A 17,918-nucleotide genomic window follows, 5' to 3' on the forward strand; every position below is an offset into this window, starting at 1 on the left:
CGATATCGACAGAGCTCATGGGCAGTGCCATACTTGGGCACACCCGCACCCTGTCGTGCGCGTGCTGGGCTCGACACCGGATTGAACTTGGCGGTTTGCGCCGGTGTCGGGCCTGTTTCTTCGGCGGTAAATCCTCTTTTACCGCATCAGGCCTGCTGCGTCACCCCTTCCTGAACCGGCTCCCGCCGGGACGCATCTGCTCTCGCCCTACGGGCTCCTTTCGATGCGTCCCATAACCTCAGCGCCACCCGTATCAGTCATCTCGGATTAGCCCGGAAGACTAGAAAACATTCCGAATTCCTGACTGACGCCGCCGTTTAACGTCGGATTTCGACCGCCGTTCACATGGGCGTTCTTCACCCGCTTGCCGCTCGACTGCCAATGGGGCGACCGTTGGGAGTTCACGCCGTATGAAGGGTGCGCCGGCAACCCCTACGACGATAGTCTCGATCAGATCCTCAAGCTCGCATTCGACGGCCCGCTTGTTACCCCGGGTACCGGCCGTGCCCCCGGGGGCGCTTAGCGTATTCGAAATCAACCGGGATAAGGTGCCATCGCTGCGCACCGAGAGCTACACCGGCGAACCGCCACTGCACGTCGCCGCAGGTACGACCCTCGAGTCATTCGTTCAAGTCGTGGACCTGGCAGGCGGGCACGTGTATGCGCCGCTGGAACGCGGGTATCCTGCCCGTCGCGCAAGTGCCACGGTTATCAGATAGACGCTGCGAATACCGTCGAGCGCTGACGGAAGAGCTCAACTGCTTTTGGTTCGGCGGGCATCGAACTCGCTGCGCCCTTCATGCGTCGCGTCCTGCTGCCAGGTTGAGCAGCACTAAGAAGCAGGCGACACCGACCATGATCGCGGCCACGCCATAGTGGGTCACGCTGTATTCATCGAACAGCAAACCGTGTATGGCTGTCGCGATGCCTGCCAATGACAAAAATACGGCCATTGCCGCAAAGACGGTTCGATATTCTGTGCGTTCCATGGCGCTCTCCTAACCGGCTGCGTAATTGAGGGGAACGGACGATTGCCAGAACTGCCTCGCTGATCCCCTACCCACCTACATCGCTGGCAACACCATGGGAAACTCCAGATGACTCTCGATCTCCTTGACCCCCGGGACGCTCTCCGCCGCGACGCAGATCGCGCGTCTCTCTTCTTCCGACTGGATAACGCCCCACAGATGCACGATGCCATCCTTGACAATCACGTTCTGACTAGGCTGCGCCCAGCGGTGTTTGCTGAGTTCGCGCAAGATCGCTTCACGGATTTCCTGGTCATTGGATGTCGCCGGCAACGCCTCGGGCGAGACGCTCGCGAGCGCACGAATCAGATTGGAGCGACTGACGACCCCAACCAGCTTTCCATCGCGCATAACGGGGACGCGTTTGATTCGCCGCAGTTCCAGCAGATTCGCGATCTCGGCAAGGGATGTGTCCTCCGCAACAGACACAATCCTGTTGCTCATGACGTCGCGCACCGTGTGCGCGTGTTCCTTGACATACTTGCTAGCGAGTTCACGGGTCGATGCAAGGAAGTCAAGCCACCATGATCGTCTGTGCTCATCGGCCTCGGCGTCAGTGTCGATTTCGCGTCGATGCAGCAAGTCGCCTTCACTGATCATGCCTATGACTTGCCCCTGTGCGTCAACCACGGGCATGCCACTAATGTAGTTTTCGGCAAGCAGTTTCGCCACCGCTTGCACGGTCATGTCAGGTGCTGCAACCACAACCTCTGGGGTCATTACGTCGATGGCACGCATAAATCTCTCCTTAAGAAAATATCGTGGGCCTCACTGCAAGTCGCCTACTACCCCGCGAAAACTCATCTCCACACGCCTGATCTGTTCTGCACACGTTCCATAAGTCCATGCGGGGTCGCCATTACTCGCGTACATGCCGCGGCACATGCCCTTTATCCGGACTGTCGTCGTGCCGCTGTCATCGGTGGTGCGCATGGCCCAGAAATAGGCAATGCCAGATTCGTGGGGCGCCGCGGTCTCAATCACCGAATCGTTGAGTCGGCTGATTCGCGTTCTTGAGTTAAGCTGCACATAAAGCCGCGTGCGGTTCCAGATTTGATCGCATGCCGTGCGTGAACTACACGTCACCGATGCCTGTTCCCGCGCCTCCTCAAGCTGCGTTTCGGTGTTCCGGAACACAACCATCTGGCTTTCCGTGGTGCAGGCCGCGAAACTAGCCAGCGCCAGGAGGAGCGTGGTCCTAGTCAATGCAATCGGCAGGCATATGCAATTCATAACAGCTCGCTCAGCGCAAAATTCGTGAAAATCAGTCTACTTGCAGGTTTATTGCTGGAATTGACGGAGGTCAATTGTGCGCGTGTCAATGACACGGGTCAGTCGTTAGCGGGGATGGCCCACTCCCTTGATCTAGCTCAAGAGCAGCAACAGAGACCCTCATGAAGATGTAGCCTATCGGGCTAATGGTGCAGCCTGCAACGGCTGATCGTCTGCGTCCCGGATCGTCACTTATTCGCCACGCCGCCCATCCGGCTTGAATCCAGCTGGGTACACCGGTGTGAAATCGTCTATTGATCGATCACGACCATAACGCTACGCGACAGGAATCCGCCTCGCCCCGCACTACGCGCGTGATTCGCCGGCCGGCTGCGCGGCCCCACTTTCACCCGAGATATTCCCATCGTGCTCGTTAACAAATTCGCATTACATATGGTAATTAAGTACGATTTCTTCGATCATCCAGCGGCGGAGAACTTGTCCATGCCACCTGCACTCGTCGCACAAGCATTGCTCTCGGTGCCTGCCTCGCATCCGTCTCAAGGCGATCAACATGCCCGTTAGCGAAGTCGTCGACCTCTCGCGCGTTGCGGCGTGGACGTATCTGGCACAGGATTCATAGGAGCGCATCATCTGGTACTTCAGCTGGATTCTCGGTATTGGTGTGGCCCTCTCGTTCGGCATCGTCAATGTAATGTGGCTTGAATCGCATCGTTTCGATGAGACGGGGGCGTCGCGTCACTCGCCTGTGCCACAGCCGTTTTCTGAAGCCGCGCGAGAAGCTCGCTCCACGGATTCTCGCAAGCCTTGAAGGTTCTGATGCAGCGCGGCGATCTGCTCGTGAAGCCGCTTGATGTCACGATACATTTCGCGTCGTAATAGCCTCTCTTCCTGGCCGATGAACGTCGCTGCAATGCTGGCGAATACGAGCGAGAACATGCCGTAGCCGAGCAGAACGACGAACCTGGCAAAAACGCGGGACGCAGGCGTAGTTGGCGCAATGTCGCCATACCCCACCGTTGCGCTGCTTTCAAACGCGAACCATACGCCCTCGGCGTAGGTATGTACCCGTGGCTCCAGCCGGTAGAATCCTGCGCCTCCGAGCGCAAGTACGGCGATCCCAGTGATGAACAGCACGAGTAACCGAGTGGATGCGAGCACGCTCCGGAGCGATGATAGAATTCGAATCGCGACGAGACACATAAACGCCATGCGTAGCACCCATTCGAGCGAGGACCATGGCGTAGCGCCCCACGCGATGCTTGCTGCTCCGAACAGAACGAAAAGGTCGAACCGGTTGCGCAGTAGAAACTTTTTGGGGCTGCGACTCAGACGTACGATCCACCCCAGCGAAACCACGAAGCCGAGAAACCGGGACACATACAGCCCGCGGCCAACTGCCAGTCCGCCGGGGGATGCCGTAACCAGTTCGATGTAAAACGCCGGAATGGCGAGCGGGGTGAGCGCGAACAACAGCCAATCAAGCCAGCACCACGCGCACACGGCCTGCGGATTGTCGTGCGCATCGACACCCTGAAATCCGAGCCGCTTGACGAGATTGCTCATTTCCCGAGATGCCATGATGTCGGTGCGTCAGTGATTGCAACGCGCATCTGTACGCTGCAGGTTGACCGCCACCATCAGGTACCCATGCTGGCGCGCCATACGCTGATCGACTACGATCGTGAGATGGCACTCGTTGCTGTCTACAAGGAACGCGCTCCTGCCAGAGATGGCGAGTTCAGCGAAGCCGAACACATGATCGGCGTTTCACGCTACATCGCCAACCCTGACCTCACCAGTTGCGAGTTCTCGCTAGTCGTGGATGACAAGTTCAATGGTCAGGGGCTTGGCTCAAGGCTGATGTTGTCCATCATGGACGTCGCGCGCCACAAAGGCCTGAGCGAAATCGACGGTCTGGCACTGGTCAACAACGCCAGCATATTGAAACTGATAAAGAACCTTGGTTTCCAGATCCAGACCTGCGCGGAAGGTCCGGATTTCAAACTCTGCAGAAAGACCTTGTAAGTGCACGAACGCCTCATGGTTGCTTACAGCAGTCATGAGTGCCTGTTCGACCATTCTTAAATCGATCACCGACCGCGCGACTGAAAATGAAGGGCCGCAAACTGGCCTCACGTGCGCGCCTTTTCTTCAAAATGCCTCTGCCTTTGGCTGACACAACTCAGTTCCGACAGTAACTCGGAGACGGCGCCCACCAGATCGTCAAGCGTTACGATACCGATCAGTTCGTCCGTATCGGAGATCACTGGCATGCGGCGCACACCGTTCATACGCATGCGCCGCAGGACGTGCCATGCGTCCTCCCAATCGAAGGCCGTGATAGCCGGCGAGGACATAATGTCGGAGACACATAGCGTCCCCGCATCCAGCTCACACGCGAGAACGGACACCACGATATCGCGATCGGTAATGACGCCAACTGGGCCATGACCAGGACTTGCGTCAGTGACCACGACCAGATCGCCGACGTGATGGTTGCGCATGAGCTTCGCGGCATCGAGCGCGCTGGTGCCCACCTGACAGGTGATTACGTTACGGGTACAGATGGTGCCTGTGTTCATGACGGTTCTCCTTACGCTGCGGCGCGGGTTTTCAACTACTGTGCGCGGCGTGGGTGCCCGCGACATTGCGTTCGATCAACCAGACACGTATCTCGTTGCGCGGTGAAGTCATTGCGCCGCCTGGGACACGCTTGATCTGCATCAACTCCTCCCCCCGCACCGCTCATAGACTCCAGATCATGCATCCCGTGCTTACTCAACCGTTCTGGAGCTACCGCGATGAGCTACAAGAGCATTATTGTCCACCTTGACACGACTGAACGCGCTCATCCTCGCCTCGAACTCGCGCTACGCATGGCGAAGCAATTTGGTGCGCATCTGACGGGCGTATTTTCAGTGTTCACGCCGGAACCGCAGGCGTTCCATGTCATGGCCGGCTCGGCCGAGTATTACCGCGACCAGCAGAATTTGCGAAACGAACGTCGCACCGCGCTCGAGCGTCTGTTCCAGGCCGAATTGAGCCGCGCCGCGGTGCCTGGCCAATGGCTCGCCATTGACGAGTATGCGAACCTCACCGTGCCGCGTCTCGCCCGCTGTGCCGACCTGATCGTGGTCGGTCAGGACAACCCGAACGATCCGGAAGCCTATATCGCCGACCACTTTCAGGAAAACCTCGTCATGACGAGCGGCCGCCCGGTGTTGATGGTGCCCTACGCCGGAAGCTTTCCTTCGCCCGGTAGCCACGTGATGGTCGCGTGGGACGGCAGCCGCGAAGCGGCACGTGCCGTTCACGACGCCTTGCCGCTCATGCGGCAAGCGAAGAAGACGACCCTCGTCACAGTGAACGACGCACACACCGAACCGGACCGCAGCCGCATTCCCGGTTCGGACATCGCTGCGGTCGTGGCGCGGCACGGCATCCATCTTGAGTTGATGGATATCGTCACAGCGAGCACGGAGTCGACTGGCGATGCGTTGCTGTCGCAGGCTGCTGACCTCGGGGCCGATCTGATCGTGATGGGCGCTTACGGGCATGCGCGATGGCAGGAACTGGTGATGGGCGGGGCAACCCGGACGATGTTACGCTCGATGACCGTGCCAGTGCTCATGTCGCACTAGCGGCTCCAGCTAGTTCGACATGCGCGGTAAGAGCCCTCGCGCAGTTTGGACGCCCATTGCTTGTCTGGGCGCCCTCTTTCTTACGCAATCAGGTGCTCACTCAAGCGAACTGTCCACGCAAGTGCCGAGCTTCACGCGAAGCCCGTCAAAAGCAGCGCCGCCCTCAGAAACATTACAAACTGGAAGGAATCGGATCGACATCGGGATCGTACCGGACAAGCAGCACCGGCACACGGCTGAGCCGCAGGAACGATTCAGCGACGCTGCCCAGCAGGACACGCCGCACGCCATGCCGGCCACTGGTTCCCATCACCACCAGATCCGCTTTCAGTTCGTCCGCAGTGCGAGAAAGAACCGTCGCGACATCTTCCCCGTAACTGTCAAGTGTGCGCGTCACGCCGCGCACTTTTCTGCGCTCAAACAGATCCTGGGCCTCCTCCAGAGCAGCCGTTGCGGCTTCGTTGGCGGCCGTGCTGACAGGCGAAGGGGCTTCGACGAACAAGGTGCCCACATCGACCAGTTGCGCCGGATTCTCCCCCACGCATACAGCGGTAATCGTTCCGTCCGAGGCCTGTGCGATCTTCACCGCCTCGTCTAGTGCGAGCCTGGCGCCGCGGCTGCCGTCAATCGCGGCGAGAATTCGCTTGTACATGCTTGCCTCCTGGGCTGCCGCCCGGTCCCGTTGGAATGCACGGCCACCTGGCCGCGCTGGAACTTTCAGTCTGCAAGCGAAACGCTCTGGCGCGTTTGACAGGGATCAACCGCCGGCCCATCCATCGGGCGAGGCATTAGTGGCAAAACTTGGGCGCACCTGGTGTTGCGCCGTACTGTCAAGATGTGTGCCCGTACGGCACAATATGAGACAGATCGTGCATAGTAATTCTCATGAACGGGTGTACGTACTGGGCGGGACTGTCGAGATCAATTCGAATAGTGGCAAAGGTTTCGCGCTTGCCGCGACGCTGCCGCTGCAAGCGGTTCAACAGGAAGAGGCTCAAACATGACCAGGGTATTGATCGCTGACGACCACGCGATGGTGCGCGACGGACTACGGCATATCCTGCGCAGCGCGAGTGCCTTCGAGGTTGTCGGCGAAGCCAACGATGGGGCGAGTACGATCGCGCTGATCCGCTCGACCGACGCCGACGTTCTGGTACTCGACCTGTCAATGCCGGGTCGCAATGGCGTCGAACTGATCAAGCAGATCAAGGATGAGAAGCCGGCCTTGCGCATTCTCGTCCTGACAATGCATGCCGAGCAGCAATACGCGGTCCGGGCGTTCAAAGCGGGAGCCTCCGGCTATGTGACGAAGGAAAGCGCCAGCGCCGAACTCGTTTCGGCAGTCACAAAAGTCGCCTCCGGTGGCGTCTACGTCAGCGTCTCAATGGCCGAGCGTTTCGCACTGAGCCTGAACGAGCCCGTCGACACACTGCCCCATCAACGTCTGTCCGATCGCGAATTCGATGTATTCCGGCGCATCGCAGCCGGCCAGACGATCACCGAAATCGCCCAGGAACTCTGCGTCAGCACCAAGACGATCAGCACCTATAAGACGCGCATTCTCGAGAAGATGCAGATGCCGCATGAAGCCGCGCTGGTACGCTATGCGATGCGCCACAAGCTGTTCGGCGAAGATGACGAGATCTGACGAGCGAGGTAAGCCGAGCGCGCGATAAAAAAACGAAGCCCTTTAACGGTCGCCTGTCCTCGCGAGCGCTATCCTCTGAAGATATCGAACGGTTCGATCGTGAGCACCTTGCGCACGCCGATATAGCTGGAAATCCCGGCAATCAGCACCACCATGCCGAACGCCAGCGCGAGGTTCCAGAACGTCGTGATTGCCGCGTAGTTGGGCACCGAGGCCTTGGCCACGGAAATCACTATGGTCACCAGACCGACGCCCAGCCCATAGCCCGTCAGTGCCGTGAAGGTGGCCATGAACAGGATCATGTAGATCAGTTCATGGCCCTTCGCGCCGATCGCCTTGAGCGCACCGAACTTGTCGAGGTTCTCCAGAATGAAGGTGTAAAACGTCTGGCCCGAGATCGACAGTCCGACGATGAAACTGATCACGGTCATCAGCAGGATGTTGGTGCCGATACCCGTCTGGTACGTGTAGTAGTTCGCAATGCGCTGGTTGAACTCCTCTTTGGTCAACGCAAGGTAGCCGAGTTTGGCCACCTGCTGCTTGATGCCGGCAATCGCGGCATTGTTCTTCGCCTGCACCAGGATATAGGAGATCGTGTAGCGCGTTCCCGGCACGTACTGGATCGCGCGATTGTAGGTGGTGTAAAGCGTCGGCACGCCGTTTAGTCCGTTCGCGGCAACTCGCGCGACGCCCACAATCACGCCGCGGCGGTCGTTGAGTTCGAATGCCGTGCCGATCTTCGGGTTCTCCAGCTTCGAGAATTCCGAGTCGTTCACCACCATGAATGCGTCGTCGGCATAGATATCCAGAATATTGCCCCGCTGGATTTCCGGGTGGCCGAACAGGCTCGCATCGTCCAGCCCGACCACATTGACCGCCTGATACGTGCCGTCGGCGAGCTTGACCTGCGCGCCGCCGATATACACCGGCACCGCATAGGCAACGCCGTCCATGCTGAGAGTCGCGTCCAGCAGGTAGTCGGGCAGCGGAAACGGGCTCGTCGGCGTGTTCACCGCGGGATCCATGATCCACATCGATGCGCCAATATTGGTCACCGTCGAATAGGCGCGGTTCAGGATGCCGGCGAACATCGCGGTCATCTGCATCATCAGGAACACCGCGAAGGTGATGCCAATCAGTAGCGCAGAGAACTTCGCCCGGTCGTTGACCAGCAGCTTGAAACCGATCCGCATGATGCCGCTGTATTTCATGGTCACTGCCCCCCGCCTGCCTGATCCGGCCCATTCCACCATCCGCCGCCGAGTGCGACGAACAGAGCGACCGTGTCCTGATGGCGCTGCGCGATGGCCTGAAGATAGGCAATGGTCGTCTGGTGGAGTTGCACGTCGGCGACCAGCACGTCCAGGTAGCCGACCGTCCCCGCGCGATAGCTGGCTTGCAGCAGCGTCAACGCGCCCGCTGCGTCGCGCTGCGCTTCCGCTTGCGCGTCCAGGGCCTGTGCGTCGTATTCCAGTGCCTTGAGCGCGTCGGCGACCTGCTCGAACGCAGCCAGCACCGTCTGCCGATAGTTGGCGAGCGATTGCTGGTACGCGTCGATCGCCGCCTTGCGACCATACCAAAGGCTGCCTCCCTGAAACAGCGGAATCGTGATCGACGGCCCGATGCTCCAGAACCTGAAGCTGTCTGTCGAGAGATTGCCGAAGCTCGTGCCGCCCGCGCCGTAGGTCCCGGAGAGGCTGATGCTTGGGAACATCGCGGCGGTTGCGACGCCAATGTTGGCACTGGCCACATGCAGTTGCGCCTCGGCAGACAGGATGTCCGGGCGCTGCCGCACCAGGTCGGAGGGCAAGCTTACGGGGAGGTCTTTGGGCAGCGACAGCGAGCTCAGGTCGATTGCCGGCCGGTTCACTTCGGACGGAAACTGGCCTTGCAGCGTCGCGAGCAGGTGATCTGCCTCGCTGACCTTCTGCCTGAGGGGCGCGAGCGATGCCTGGTTGGCGGCGATCAGACTGCGCACGCTCAGTATGCTCGAATACGCGGACGTGCCGGCCCGCACCTGGGCTTCGGTGATCTCGAGTTGCTGGTTCTCGAGGTCGATCAATTGCTTTGTTGCGCGAATCTCCGCGGCATAGGCCGCCTGTGCGATGGTGGTGTTCACCACGTTGGCCGTCAAGCTCAGGTAGGCCGCCTTCATCAGGTAGCGCTGATAGTCGGCTTGAGCCTGTAAGCCTTCCACTGTGCGACGCTTGCCGCCAAACACATCAAGCGCGTAGCTGATGGTGCCGCTCGCGGTAATCAGATTGAAGATCGTGCCTGATCCGCTCAAACCGTTCGCTTGCGGCGCGGTGCGTTCGCGCACGCCGTCCACCTGAGCGCCAATCTGCGGAAAGAACACACCGTAGCCGGCACGCAGGCTATCCTGGCTCTCGCGCAGGCTGGCTTCGGAGGCCTCGAGCGTCGGGTTGTGGGCGAGCGCTTCAGCGACACTCGCGTCCAGCTGTGTCGATCCGAACAGGCGCCACCAATCGAACGGCACCGCGGCGCCCGGCGTGAAATGCTGTGTATTGCTATCGGCGGTGACCGTCTTCCTGGCTAAGGGCTCATGCGTATAGGCCTGCACGGCGGGCGGCGCCGGGCGGCTGAAATCCGGGCCTACTGCGCAGGCGCCAAGCAGGGCCGCCGCCGTCACGCCTGGCAACAAGGCTAGCAAAGGCCCGCGCCATGCGGAGCACCGCATGGCGCGCGGCGTGAACGCGTTAGCGCGAGGCCGGATGAGCGTAGACACTATTTGGGCCCGATAAAGACGTCGACCAGCAAGCCAGGATAGACCATCGGAAGGTCTTTCTTCCTGAAACGGAAGATCACCGGCAACACGCGCAGATCGACTTTCTCCTCGCGCTGATTGGATAGCTCGATCTTGGGCGACACATAGGGCTGCACGCGCACGAACTCCAGCGGCACCTTGACGTCGGTGCCCCGCACCGAGAGTTGCGCCTTGATGTGGTCCGGCGCGGGCAGGCGCGAGACGAGAATCTCGTCGATGTAACAGCGCACCGACAGATAGTCCTGCGACGCACCCATCACGACCAATGGATCGAAACCTTGGGTATAGGCGTCGTACACGCCCTGCGACGAGACATAGCTGCCGGGCGTGCCGTTAAGCGCCAGCACCACTCCATCGGCTTGCGCCCTGACGGTATATTTTTGCAGCAGTGCGCTAGCGGCCTTGTAGGACTCGGTGAGCGCCTCATACTGCTTCTGTGCATTATTGATGTCGTAACTCCACGCCCCCGCCCGCGTCAGCTCGTACTGCCGCTGTGCGACTTCCAGTGCGGTCTTTGCCTGCGCCGCCGCATCCCGCGCGGTATCCACCACGTCCTTGCTGATCGACCGACTGTCAATTTTGTAGGAGGCCAGGCGCTTGTCATACTGGTCCTGAGCGGCCTGGAGGTTCGCCTGCGCCTGATCGACCTGCGCCTTCGTCACCGCCAGGGTCTCCTTACGCGGTTGCGCCTGAAGTTCCTGCCAGGCCACCCGCGCCGCCTCCGCTTGCGCATGCAGTTGCTCGGTCGTAGCGACCTGCACAGAATCGTCGATCTTCAGCAAGGGGGTTCCCGCCGTGACCTGTTGGCCCTCATGGACCAGCACCTGCGTGATCGGGCCCGGCACCTCGGGATAGATATTGACGTTCTGGCCGCCTACCTGTTCGCTTTCGACGATACCGTCCGCGTAGATTGCCGTCGCATACGGGTTGCTCACCGGCGTGAACACGGGCGGTTCGGCCTTGCGTTGCATGCCGAACACATAGGCACCCGCCAGCCCCGCCAGGATGCCGAGGATCGAGAGGGCAAAAATTATTTTGGTTCTCATTCTGTACCCTTGTCGAGACCGGTGATGCGCCCGTCTTCCATATGGATGATACGGTCGGCGTATTCATTGATGCGTGCATCGTGGGTCACGATGACGATGCAGCGGTTCTGATTGAGGATCTTCTCCTTGACGAAGGCAATGATCATCCTTCCCGTGTCACCGTCGAGGGAAGCGGTGGGTTCGTCGAGAATCAGGATTTCCGGACCACCCACGATGGCGCGGGCAATCGCCACACGCTGCTGTTCGCCCCCCGAGAGCTTGACGGGCAAGATCTCGCTGCGGTTTTTCAGGCCGACAACCTCGAGGCATTTCACCGCGGCCGTGATGGATTCTTTCCAGTCCTGATGTTTCAGGATCAATGGAATCGCGACGTTCTCGGCGCTCGTCAGTCGCGGAAAAAGATGGTAGTCCTGGAAGACAAAGCCGATGGTATTCAGACGAAAGTCCGCCAGGCGGTCGTCGCTCAAGGTCCAGAGGTCGTCGCCGTTCACGCTCACCGTGCCTGCATTGGGCCGCAGGATGCCGGAGATCATGCTGAGCAAGGTGGTCTTGCCGCTTCCGGACGGTCCGACGATGAACAATATCTCCCCGAAGTGCGCAACGAAATCTACGCTGTTGACCGCCGTCGTCCGCGTACTGCCCTCGCCGAACCATTTGGTCAGGCCGGTCGCAACAATAGCTTCATGTTTCGGCTGGTCACTCATCTCGGGAACCCAGATCTGCCGCCCGCGCCAAATCAGACCTCTGATCGGACGCCCTCTGTTGTCGAGTTGTGGGCCGGCGTTTTGCGCTACTTATATGAATGACTATCGTGTCCTAAAACGAACCCACACCATTGATTTGCATCAATCAGGCGGATGGGAGTCATTCCGCCTCGGGATTCCCTGAAACAGCGTGCGGTTAGTTCGTGAAGGGCCCACCCTCACGCAACCCTCACGCACACCACAAAGGGAGGTCATTGATCTGCGTGATGCCGTGCAGCGGCCGGCAATTTGCTGGCGTGTAGAGGAAACGAACTTACCGCGCAGAGGATATTTTATTGTGCAGGAACGTCGTCGCGCACCAGCAGGACCGGGCAAGTCGAGAAGCGCAGGAAGCGCTCTGCGACGCTGCCCAGCACCAGCCGCCGTATCCCGCGCCTCCCATGCGTACCCATCACAAACAGGTCCGCGCCGCGACTTTGCGCGCAACGCTGCAGGCACGAGGCCACGTCCTCACCGATGCCGTCCGTTTCGATCACTTCGACATCGCCAGGTACCTGGAGCTCAGTGATGCGCTTCTGTACTTCGCCAAGGACGCGCCGGGCATCCTCATGGAGCGCGTCGACCATGGCGCGCGGTTCGTATTCGCCGGCGTACGTAAACGTGCTGGAGTGATCCAGCACATACAACGCAGTCACTTTGCCGCGCGCCAGTTTCGCCATCTGTATAGCCTCGTTCAATGCGCGCAGCGACGAAGCGCTGCCGTCCACTGCAACCAGAATGTTCTGATACATCATCGTCTCCTCATAGAGAACAGGGTGATTGCCCCTCCCTTTTATGCGAACCAGCCTCATGCCGCTAAGCGCCCACGTGACCCGCGCTTTCGAGTTGCTGCTCGGCCGCGTCAAAGGCCCCCTGCAGCGCTGCGTGCGCGTCTTCGTTCCGGCAGTGCCTGACCGGGATCAATTCGTTGGCGCGCGTAATCAGATCGAGGCGCGCGTCGTACATCACATGTCCCGCTCTGTCGTGCAACGCTTCGATAGCCAGATGACATCCGGAAATGATTTTCCAGAATCGCTCCAGACGAACGAACTGTGCGCCCGCCTCGGCCTCGATCGGAGCTGAACCCGCAAAACCGAGGTATACAATCTGCATGCCGATTCCCATCGGTCACCTCCACAGAAATACCGGGCTTCAAACGACGACACCGGTGTCGTCGGGAACCACCGGGGAAGCAGCTGCACCCCGGGCGCGGCGCATCCACATGCGCCGGCCCGGATCCTGACTATCAATCTACTCAGGAATTGACAACCCCTTGCTTGAAAGGCTGTCGCGCTTCGCCGGTAGGCAACGCGATGCGTCCATAGGTCTCGTTGAGCATTTGCGCGGTGGATTGTCTCTCCAGTAAATCATCCATGAAACGTAGGCGGTTCCGGCGCGAAGAGACCTCGCGAGGTGCGATGCAGGGTGCTAACCGGATAAGAAGGTCATGGGCCAGGTCTTCTGAATGGGTATCTGCCACGCACGTGTCAGCGTCTGCGCGCCGTTACACTCAAAGTTGAACCCAACTGGACCGGGAGGGAGTGATATAGATCAAACCGTGCTAAGCCACGCGCTTATGTGCGGGTTTATGCGGATGCGACCTTGGAACAACGGCCCTCGCTCGGAAGAAGTTCACCCTTGTCCGACAAACGCGTCCGACCACTCAGTGACGAGGATGGCACTTCCGCTGTAAGCCATGATGGTTACCAACGAATAGGTATCCGGTTATCAAGCTGTCCCGCGAGTTCGACATGGGCGTTGCCGCTGCTACCCCTTAGACACTTGCATTCATCACGGTTATAGAATGGTGACTGGACCGACACCAGCATGAACCGGGCCCGGTTTCCGGTGCGCGGTGGAAAGCCGTGCGATTGCGTTGGCGAAGTAGCCTCCGGGTTCGGCGAGGTAGGTGTGCACGGCAGATGATTCGCCCCACAGGCAAACCCCTTCGCGCTGGCCCGCTCGGCTGCGCGTTTCAATAGTCAGTTCGAGAGCGAATCTCCGGGAGATCGAATTGGAACCTTACAAACAGCTGAGTAGCCTGACCCATGAACTCTTCCGGCAAGTGGTAGAGGCTGCACCCAACGCCATGGTGATGGTGGATGGCGAGGGTCGGATCATCCTGGTGAATGCTCAAACGGAGAAACTCTTCGGCTATTCGCGCGATGAACTCCTCGGGTATAGCGTTGATCTGCTCTTGCCAGACCGCTTCCGTTCCGCTCATCCGGGATACCGGCGCGCGTTTTATGGCGACCTGAAAAGTCGCCCGATGGGCAGCGGCCGCGACCTCTTCGCCCTGCGCAAGGACGGCTCAGAATTCCCGGTTGAGATTGGACTCAATCCGGTCACGACCGCCGAAGGAATTTTCGTCCTGGCAGCGGTTGTCGACATTACCGAACGCAGGCGGCTAGAGGAGCGCTTCCGGCACGTGGTGGAGGCCGCGCCCAATGCAATGGTGATGGTGGACCGCGAAGGTCGGATTGTCCTCGTGAATGTTCAGACTGAAAAACTGTTCGGCTATTCCCGCAAGGAACTCTTCGAAAAAACCATCGAAACGCTTGTCCCTGAACGCTTCCGTCCCCGTCATCGTGGCTATCGTGCCGCTTATTTCGACGACCTGACACCTCGTCGCATGGGCACCGGCCGCGACCTTTACGCATTGCGCAAGGACGGCTCCGAGTTCCCCGTTGAAATCGGGCTCAACCCGGTCAAAACCTCAGAAGAAGTCTTCGTATTGGCTGCGATCGTCGATATTACCGAGCGCAAGCGCGCGGAACTGGAGCTGCTAAAAAGGACCGAGGAACTGGCCCGTTCCAATCAGGATCTCGAACAGTTTGCGTATGTGGCTTCTCATGACCTGCAGGAACCGCTACGCGCCGTCGCGGGCCCTCTGCAACTGCTGCAGCGCAGATATCAGGGGCAACTGGATGCGCGTGCTGACGAATTCATAGCGCATGCGGTGGACGGCGCGACCCGGATGCAAAAGCTCATCGACGACCTGCTCGCCTATTCTCGCGTCGGCCGGTCTGGAGCCCCGCACCAGCTCACCGAATGCGGGAACGTGCTCGACCAGGCACTGAAAAGCCTGAGCGTCGGCCTTCAGGAGTCTGGCGCACAGATCAATCGCGGGGAACTGCCGACCGTGCTGGCCATTCCTACGCAGCTCACGCTGCTTTTTCAGAATCTGGTGGGAAATGCGCTCAAGTTCCGGCGCAGCGACCGCCCTGTGCAGATCGATATCGGCGCCCAGCGACAAGGCGGCGATTGGGTGATCTCGGTGAAGGACAACGGGATCGGCATTGATCCTCAATACTTCGAGCGCATTTTCCTCATCTTTCAGCGCCTGCATTCGCGCACCGAATATCCAGGCACCGGTATAGGCCTCGCGCTGTGCAGGCGAATCGTTGAAGAACATGGTGGCCGGATCTGGGTCGAATCGGCCCCTGGCGGCGGGACAACGTTCTTCTTCACGCTAAGCGCAAAGACGGATGATAGCGTTCGATCTTAAACCAATCCGCAGGAGCAACCGATGCATTCCGACGCAGCGAACGACCTGATTCACATCCTCCTCGTCGAAGACAGCCCCACCGACGTCATGATGACCCGCGAGGCCCTTGAATATTACAAGGTGCTCAATCCACTACACGTCGCCGAGGACGGTGTGGAAGCCATGGAATATCTGCGGCGCGAGGGCAAGCATAGCAATGCACCACGCCCCGGTCTGATTATTCTCGATCTCAACCTGCCCAAAAAGAGCGGGCGAGAGGTGCTCGAGGAGCTGAAGGAGGATTCGGATCTCATGCGCATCCCCGTGGTCGTGCTGACTACATCCAAGTCGGAAGAGGATGTGGCGAGGACGTACGGCCTGCACGCCAACTGCTACATTAGCAAGCCGGTCGATTTCGCCAAGTTCGCCGAGGTCGTGTGCAGCATCAAGGACTTCTGGTTCGGCGTGGTGACCCTGCCTGCCGTCAAGTCATGAATACGCTCGCGGAAATCGAAATCCTGCTGGTTGAAGATAGCCCGAGCGACGCGCTGCTGATCCGTGAGGCGCTCGCAGATGTGCAGGATTTCCGTCACCACCTGGTTCACACCGAACTCCTGTCGGATGCGTTTGCGCGCGCCGATACGACGCGCTTCGATGTTGTGCTGCTCGACCTCGGGTTGCCCGACGCGCAGGGCCTTGATACGTTTAGAACCTTTCGCCAGCGGGCGCCCGAGCTACCGGTGCTTGTTCTCACCGGACTGGATGACATGTCGGTCGGCCTGTTGGCAATCCAGGAGGGAGCGCAGGATTTCCTCCCTAAACGGGAGATCCGCACGTCAGAGTTGGGCCGCGCAATCCGCTATGCAATCGAGCGGCATCGGGCCGCCATGGCGCTCAAGGAAAGTGAGGAGCGGTTTCAGCTCGCTATAAATGGCGCGACGGCAGGCCTTTGGGACTGGAATCCGCAAACGGGCGCAATATTTCTTTCGCCTCACTTCAAGGAAATCCTGGGGTATGACGGCGATAAGCAGCCGGATCAACCATCGGTTTTATTGGAGGCCGTTCATCCAGACGACATCGATCGGGTCAAACTCAGCCTCGCAGCGCATCTCGATCGCAAGCACCCCTACGATGTCGAATATCGGGTGCGCACCCGGTCTGGCGAGTTCCGGTGGATTCAGTCGCGTGGACAGGCTTTGTGGAACCGCGCCGGCGAAGCCTATCGAATGGTTGGCTGGATCATGGACGTGACGGACCGGAAACTGGCAGATGAAGCGCTGCGGGAGTCGCGCGAAGAACTGCAGCACCTCTCGGCGAATATCCAGGACGTTCGCGAGGAGGAAAAAGCCCGTATCGCGCGCGAGCTGCATGACGACCTGGGTCAGCAACTGATCGCGCTGAAAATGGAGGTCAGCAGAATCGAAGACCTCGCTGAAGCTCCCAAGATGGCATTGGCAGGTGCGGATCTGAGCAACATATACACGCTGATCGATCAGCTCCTCGGTTCCGTGCGAAAAATTGCTGCGGATTTGCGTCCCACCATGCTGGACGATCTCGGTCTGATTCCAGCAATCGAATGGTTTACCGACCAGTTCTCGGCGCGATTTGGTGTGCGTGTTATCCGCCACATCGCCGCAGACGACATTGACTTCAATCGCGACAGCGCCACTGCAGTGTTCCGGGTCGTCCAGGAGGCGATGACCAACGTCGCACGTCATTCGGATGCGACCGAAGTGACGCTCGAGATCACACGCGACGACCCGAACTGTATCGTGAGCATCGTAGACAACGGTCGGGGCTGCGAGAGCGACAAACACCCGGCGCGGGATTCGTTCGGCCTGCTGGGCATGCGCGAACGTGTCGCAGGGCTGGCCGGCGACCTGCGGATCCGGACCGCGCCAGATGAAGGCTTTGCGTTATCGGTCTCTTTGCCGCTTGCGGTGATCGAGCGCAAGGAGGGGAAGTGACCGCCTCCGCTACAGCGCCATCCCGAGTAGTTTCAAGATTTCCCGAAAAGCCTTGCTAGATAAGGATTTCCGGCGAATCGAAAGTCTCGTATTTTTGCGCAAAATCCCACACGATCGCCAAAATTTCCGGGTACTTTCCTGAGTATTTTTTGTTTTGGCGCCATTTCCGACGATGCCAGAGAGTCTTCTGCAGAGCGTGCGTTGGCGATCGACGCGTCATCATCCTTGACGACGAGGTTACGGGAGAGATAATTACCATCCGGCACCTCCGGCTGCCCGCACATCGTCTCAAAGCTGATCCATATCAAACCGCTGCGTGGGTCTGAAGCCTAATCTC

Annotated in this window: 20 protein-coding genes and 1 pseudogene; 9 read left to right on the forward strand and 12 right to left on the reverse strand. The window is 59.4% G+C overall.

Annotated elements, in window-relative coordinates; all coding sequences use genetic code 11:
* Positions 1-797: 797 nt before the first annotated feature.
* The 3 genes from BLQ92_RS20145 to BLQ92_RS20155 form a co-directional block, all read right to left on the reverse strand.
* The gene (locus BLQ92_RS20145; protein ID WP_090686315.1) at positions 798-989 is read right to left on the reverse strand and encodes a DUF2964 family protein; all 192 of its coding nucleotides are present in this window, start codon (positions 987-989) and stop codon (positions 798-800) included.
* 75 nt (positions 990-1,064) lie between these two features.
* Positions 1,065-1,766, reverse strand: a complete 702-nt coding sequence (locus BLQ92_RS20150) for a CBS domain-containing protein (RefSeq protein ID WP_090686316.1) — start codon at positions 1,764-1,766, stop codon at positions 1,065-1,067.
* A 30-nt stretch (positions 1,767-1,796) separates the two neighbouring features.
* Entirely contained in the window at positions 1,797-2,171 is a 375-nt protein-coding gene (locus tag BLQ92_RS20155; RefSeq protein WP_244106151.1) for a hypothetical protein, read from the reverse strand.
* 486 nt (positions 2,172-2,657) lie between these two features.
* Here BLQ92_RS20155 and BLQ92_RS40700 point away from each other — a divergent pair, with 486 nt between their 5' ends.
* Both BLQ92_RS40700 and cydX read left to right on the forward strand, forming a co-directional pair.
* The gene (locus tag BLQ92_RS40700; RefSeq protein WP_425195061.1) at positions 2,658-2,825 is read left to right on the forward strand and encodes a hypothetical protein; all 168 of its coding nucleotides are present in this window, start codon (positions 2,658-2,660) and stop codon (positions 2,823-2,825) included.
* Between the two features lie 67 nt (positions 2,826-2,892).
* Complete coding sequence (gene cydX, locus BLQ92_RS40705) at positions 2,893-3,072, forward strand: cytochrome bd-I oxidase subunit CydX (protein WP_090686317.1); 180 nt, start codon at positions 2,893-2,895, stop codon at positions 3,070-3,072.
* On the opposite strand, the gene BLQ92_RS20170 is transcribed toward cydX, so the two are convergent.
* On the reverse strand, positions 3,000-3,827 hold the full coding sequence (locus tag BLQ92_RS20170; protein ID WP_175772228.1) for a potassium channel family protein: 828 nt from the start codon (positions 3,825-3,827) through the stop codon (positions 3,000-3,002). The genes cydX and BLQ92_RS20170 overlap by 73 nt on opposite strands.
* Positions 3,828-3,893: 66 nt before the next feature.
* Here BLQ92_RS20170 and BLQ92_RS20175 point away from each other — a divergent pair.
* A pseudogene (locus BLQ92_RS20175) lies at positions 3,894-4,289 on the forward strand (GNAT family N-acetyltransferase); the annotation flags it as partial.
* 107 nt (positions 4,290-4,396) lie between these two features.
* On the opposite strand, the gene BLQ92_RS20180 reads toward BLQ92_RS20175, so the two are convergent.
* A complete protein-coding gene (locus BLQ92_RS20180; protein ID WP_090686319.1) occupies positions 4,397-4,846 on the reverse strand; it encodes a CBS domain-containing protein in 450 nt (149 codons plus the stop codon).
* Positions 4,847-5,065: 219 nt separating this feature from the next.
* Between BLQ92_RS20180 and BLQ92_RS20185 the strand changes: the two genes are divergently transcribed.
* Positions 5,066-5,905, forward strand: coding sequence for a universal stress protein (locus tag BLQ92_RS20185; protein ID WP_090686320.1), 840 nt, complete (start codon positions 5,066-5,068; stop codon positions 5,903-5,905).
* 172 nt (positions 5,906-6,077) lie between these two features.
* On the opposite strand, the gene BLQ92_RS20190 is transcribed toward BLQ92_RS20185, so the two are convergent.
* A complete protein-coding gene (locus BLQ92_RS20190) occupies positions 6,078-6,557 on the reverse strand; it encodes a universal stress protein (protein WP_090686321.1) in 480 nt (159 codons plus the stop codon).
* Between the two features lie 217 nt (positions 6,558-6,774).
* Between BLQ92_RS20190 and BLQ92_RS41110 the strand changes: the two genes are divergently transcribed.
* A complete protein-coding gene (locus BLQ92_RS41110) occupies positions 6,775-6,909 on the forward strand; it encodes a hypothetical protein (protein WP_279607910.1) in 135 nt (44 codons plus the stop codon).
* Positions 6,906-7,553, forward strand: a complete 648-nt coding sequence (locus tag BLQ92_RS20195; protein ID WP_090686322.1) for a response regulator — start codon at positions 6,906-6,908, stop codon at positions 7,551-7,553. The genes BLQ92_RS41110 and BLQ92_RS20195 overlap by 4 nt, the downstream gene beginning before the upstream one ends.
* A gap of 68 nt (positions 7,554-7,621) precedes the next feature.
* Here BLQ92_RS20195 and BLQ92_RS20200 read toward each other — a convergent pair whose 3' ends face one another.
* The 6 genes from BLQ92_RS20200 to BLQ92_RS20225 all read right to left on the reverse strand — a co-directional run bounded on the left by BLQ92_RS20200 (position 7,622) and on the right by BLQ92_RS20225 (position 13,252).
* On the reverse strand, positions 7,622-8,764 hold the full coding sequence (locus tag BLQ92_RS20200; RefSeq protein ID WP_090686323.1) for an ABC transporter permease: 1,143 nt from the start codon (positions 8,762-8,764) through the stop codon (positions 7,622-7,624).
* A gap of 2 nt (positions 8,765-8,766) precedes the next feature.
* Positions 8,767-10,251 carry an efflux transporter outer membrane subunit gene (locus BLQ92_RS20205; RefSeq protein ID WP_090686324.1) on the reverse strand — a complete coding sequence of 495 codons (1,485 nt, stop codon included), beginning with the start codon at positions 10,249-10,251 and terminating at the stop codon, positions 8,767-8,769.
* Between the two features lie 47 nt (positions 10,252-10,298).
* A complete protein-coding gene (locus tag BLQ92_RS20210; protein ID WP_090686325.1) occupies positions 10,299-11,384 on the reverse strand; it encodes an HlyD family secretion protein in 1,086 nt (361 codons plus the stop codon).
* On the reverse strand, positions 11,381-12,088 hold the full coding sequence (locus BLQ92_RS20215; RefSeq protein ID WP_090686326.1) for an ABC transporter ATP-binding protein: 708 nt from the start codon (positions 12,086-12,088) through the stop codon (positions 11,381-11,383). The genes BLQ92_RS20210 and BLQ92_RS20215 overlap by 4 nt, the downstream gene beginning before the upstream one ends.
* A gap of 332 nt (positions 12,089-12,420) precedes the next feature.
* Complete coding sequence (locus BLQ92_RS20220; protein WP_090686327.1) at positions 12,421-12,879, reverse strand: universal stress protein; 459 nt, start codon at positions 12,877-12,879, stop codon at positions 12,421-12,423.
* Between the two features lie 64 nt (positions 12,880-12,943).
* Positions 12,944-13,252, reverse strand: a complete 309-nt coding sequence (locus tag BLQ92_RS20225) for a hypothetical protein (RefSeq protein WP_090686328.1) — start codon at positions 13,250-13,252, stop codon at positions 12,944-12,946.
* 784 nt (positions 13,253-14,036) lie between these two features.
* Between BLQ92_RS20225 and BLQ92_RS41570 the strand changes: the two genes are divergently transcribed.
* From BLQ92_RS41570 to BLQ92_RS20240, 3 genes are read left to right on the forward strand one after another with little or no spacing between them, the layout of a single operon-like run.
* Entirely contained in the window at positions 14,037-15,635 is a 1,599-nt protein-coding gene (locus BLQ92_RS41570; protein WP_279607909.1) for a sensor histidine kinase, read from the forward strand.
* A 21-nt stretch (positions 15,636-15,656) separates the two neighbouring features.
* On the forward strand, positions 15,657-16,109 hold the full coding sequence (locus BLQ92_RS20235; RefSeq protein WP_090686330.1) for a response regulator: 453 nt from the start codon (positions 15,657-15,659) through the stop codon (positions 16,107-16,109).
* The gene (locus BLQ92_RS20240) at positions 16,106-17,581 is read left to right on the forward strand and encodes a hybrid sensor histidine kinase/response regulator (protein WP_090686331.1); all 1,476 of its coding nucleotides are present in this window, start codon (positions 16,106-16,108) and stop codon (positions 17,579-17,581) included. Before BLQ92_RS20235 ends, BLQ92_RS20240 begins: the two co-directional genes overlap by 4 nt.
* Positions 17,582-17,918 lie beyond the last annotated feature (337 nt).

It is taken from the genome of Paraburkholderia phenazinium, from assembly GCF_900100735.1.
Taxonomy (GTDB): Bacteria; Pseudomonadota; Gammaproteobacteria; order Burkholderiales; family Burkholderiaceae; genus Paraburkholderia; species Paraburkholderia phenazinia.

Coding starts and splice junctions, on each gene's coding strand:
- BLQ92_RS20235 (WP_090686330.1), top strand. CDS start 15,657: ATGCATTCCGACGCAGCGAACGACCTGATTCACATCCTCCTCGTCGAA.
- BLQ92_RS20145 (WP_090686315.1), bottom strand. CDS start 989: ATGGAACGCACAGAATATCGAACCGTCTTTGCGGCAATGGCCGTATTT.
- BLQ92_RS20210 (WP_090686325.1), bottom strand. CDS start 11,384: ATGAGAACCAAAATAATTTTTGCCCTCTCGATCCTCGGCATCCTGGCG.
- BLQ92_RS20190 (WP_090686321.1), bottom strand. CDS start 6,557: ATGTACAAGCGAATTCTCGCCGCGATTGACGGCAGCCGCGGCGCCAGG.
- BLQ92_RS20240 (WP_090686331.1), top strand. CDS start 16,106: ATGAATACGCTCGCGGAAATCGAAATCCTGCTGGTTGAAGATAGCCCG.
- BLQ92_RS20205 (WP_090686324.1), bottom strand. CDS start 10,251: ATGCGGTGCTCCGCATGGCGCGGGCCTTTGCTAGCCTTGTTGCCAGGC.
- BLQ92_RS20180 (WP_090686319.1), bottom strand. CDS start 4,846: ATGAACACAGGCACCATCTGTACCCGTAACGTAATCACCTGTCAGGTG.
- BLQ92_RS20195 (WP_090686322.1), top strand. CDS start 6,906: ATGACCAGGGTATTGATCGCTGACGACCACGCGATGGTGCGCGACGGA.
- BLQ92_RS20155 (WP_244106151.1), bottom strand. CDS start 2,171: ATGGTTGTGTTCCGGAACACCGAAACGCAGCTTGAGGAGGCGCGGGAA.
- BLQ92_RS20200 (WP_090686323.1), bottom strand. CDS start 8,764: ATGAAATACAGCGGCATCATGCGGATCGGTTTCAAGCTGCTGGTCAAC.
- BLQ92_RS20220 (WP_090686327.1), bottom strand. CDS start 12,879: ATGTATCAGAACATTCTGGTTGCAGTGGACGGCAGCGCTTCGTCGCTG.
- BLQ92_RS20150 (WP_090686316.1), bottom strand. CDS start 1,766: ATGCGTGCCATCGACGTAATGACCCCAGAGGTTGTGGTTGCAGCACCT.
- BLQ92_RS20225 (WP_090686328.1), bottom strand. CDS start 13,252: ATGGGAATCGGCATGCAGATTGTATACCTCGGTTTTGCGGGTTCAGCT.
- BLQ92_RS20215 (WP_090686326.1), bottom strand. CDS start 12,088: ATGAGTGACCAGCCGAAACATGAAGCTATTGTTGCGACCGGCCTGACC.
- BLQ92_RS20170 (WP_175772228.1), bottom strand. CDS start 3,827: ATGAGCAATCTCGTCAAGCGGCTCGGATTTCAGGGTGTCGATGCGCAC.
- BLQ92_RS20185 (WP_090686320.1), top strand. CDS start 5,066: ATGAGCTACAAGAGCATTATTGTCCACCTTGACACGACTGAACGCGCT.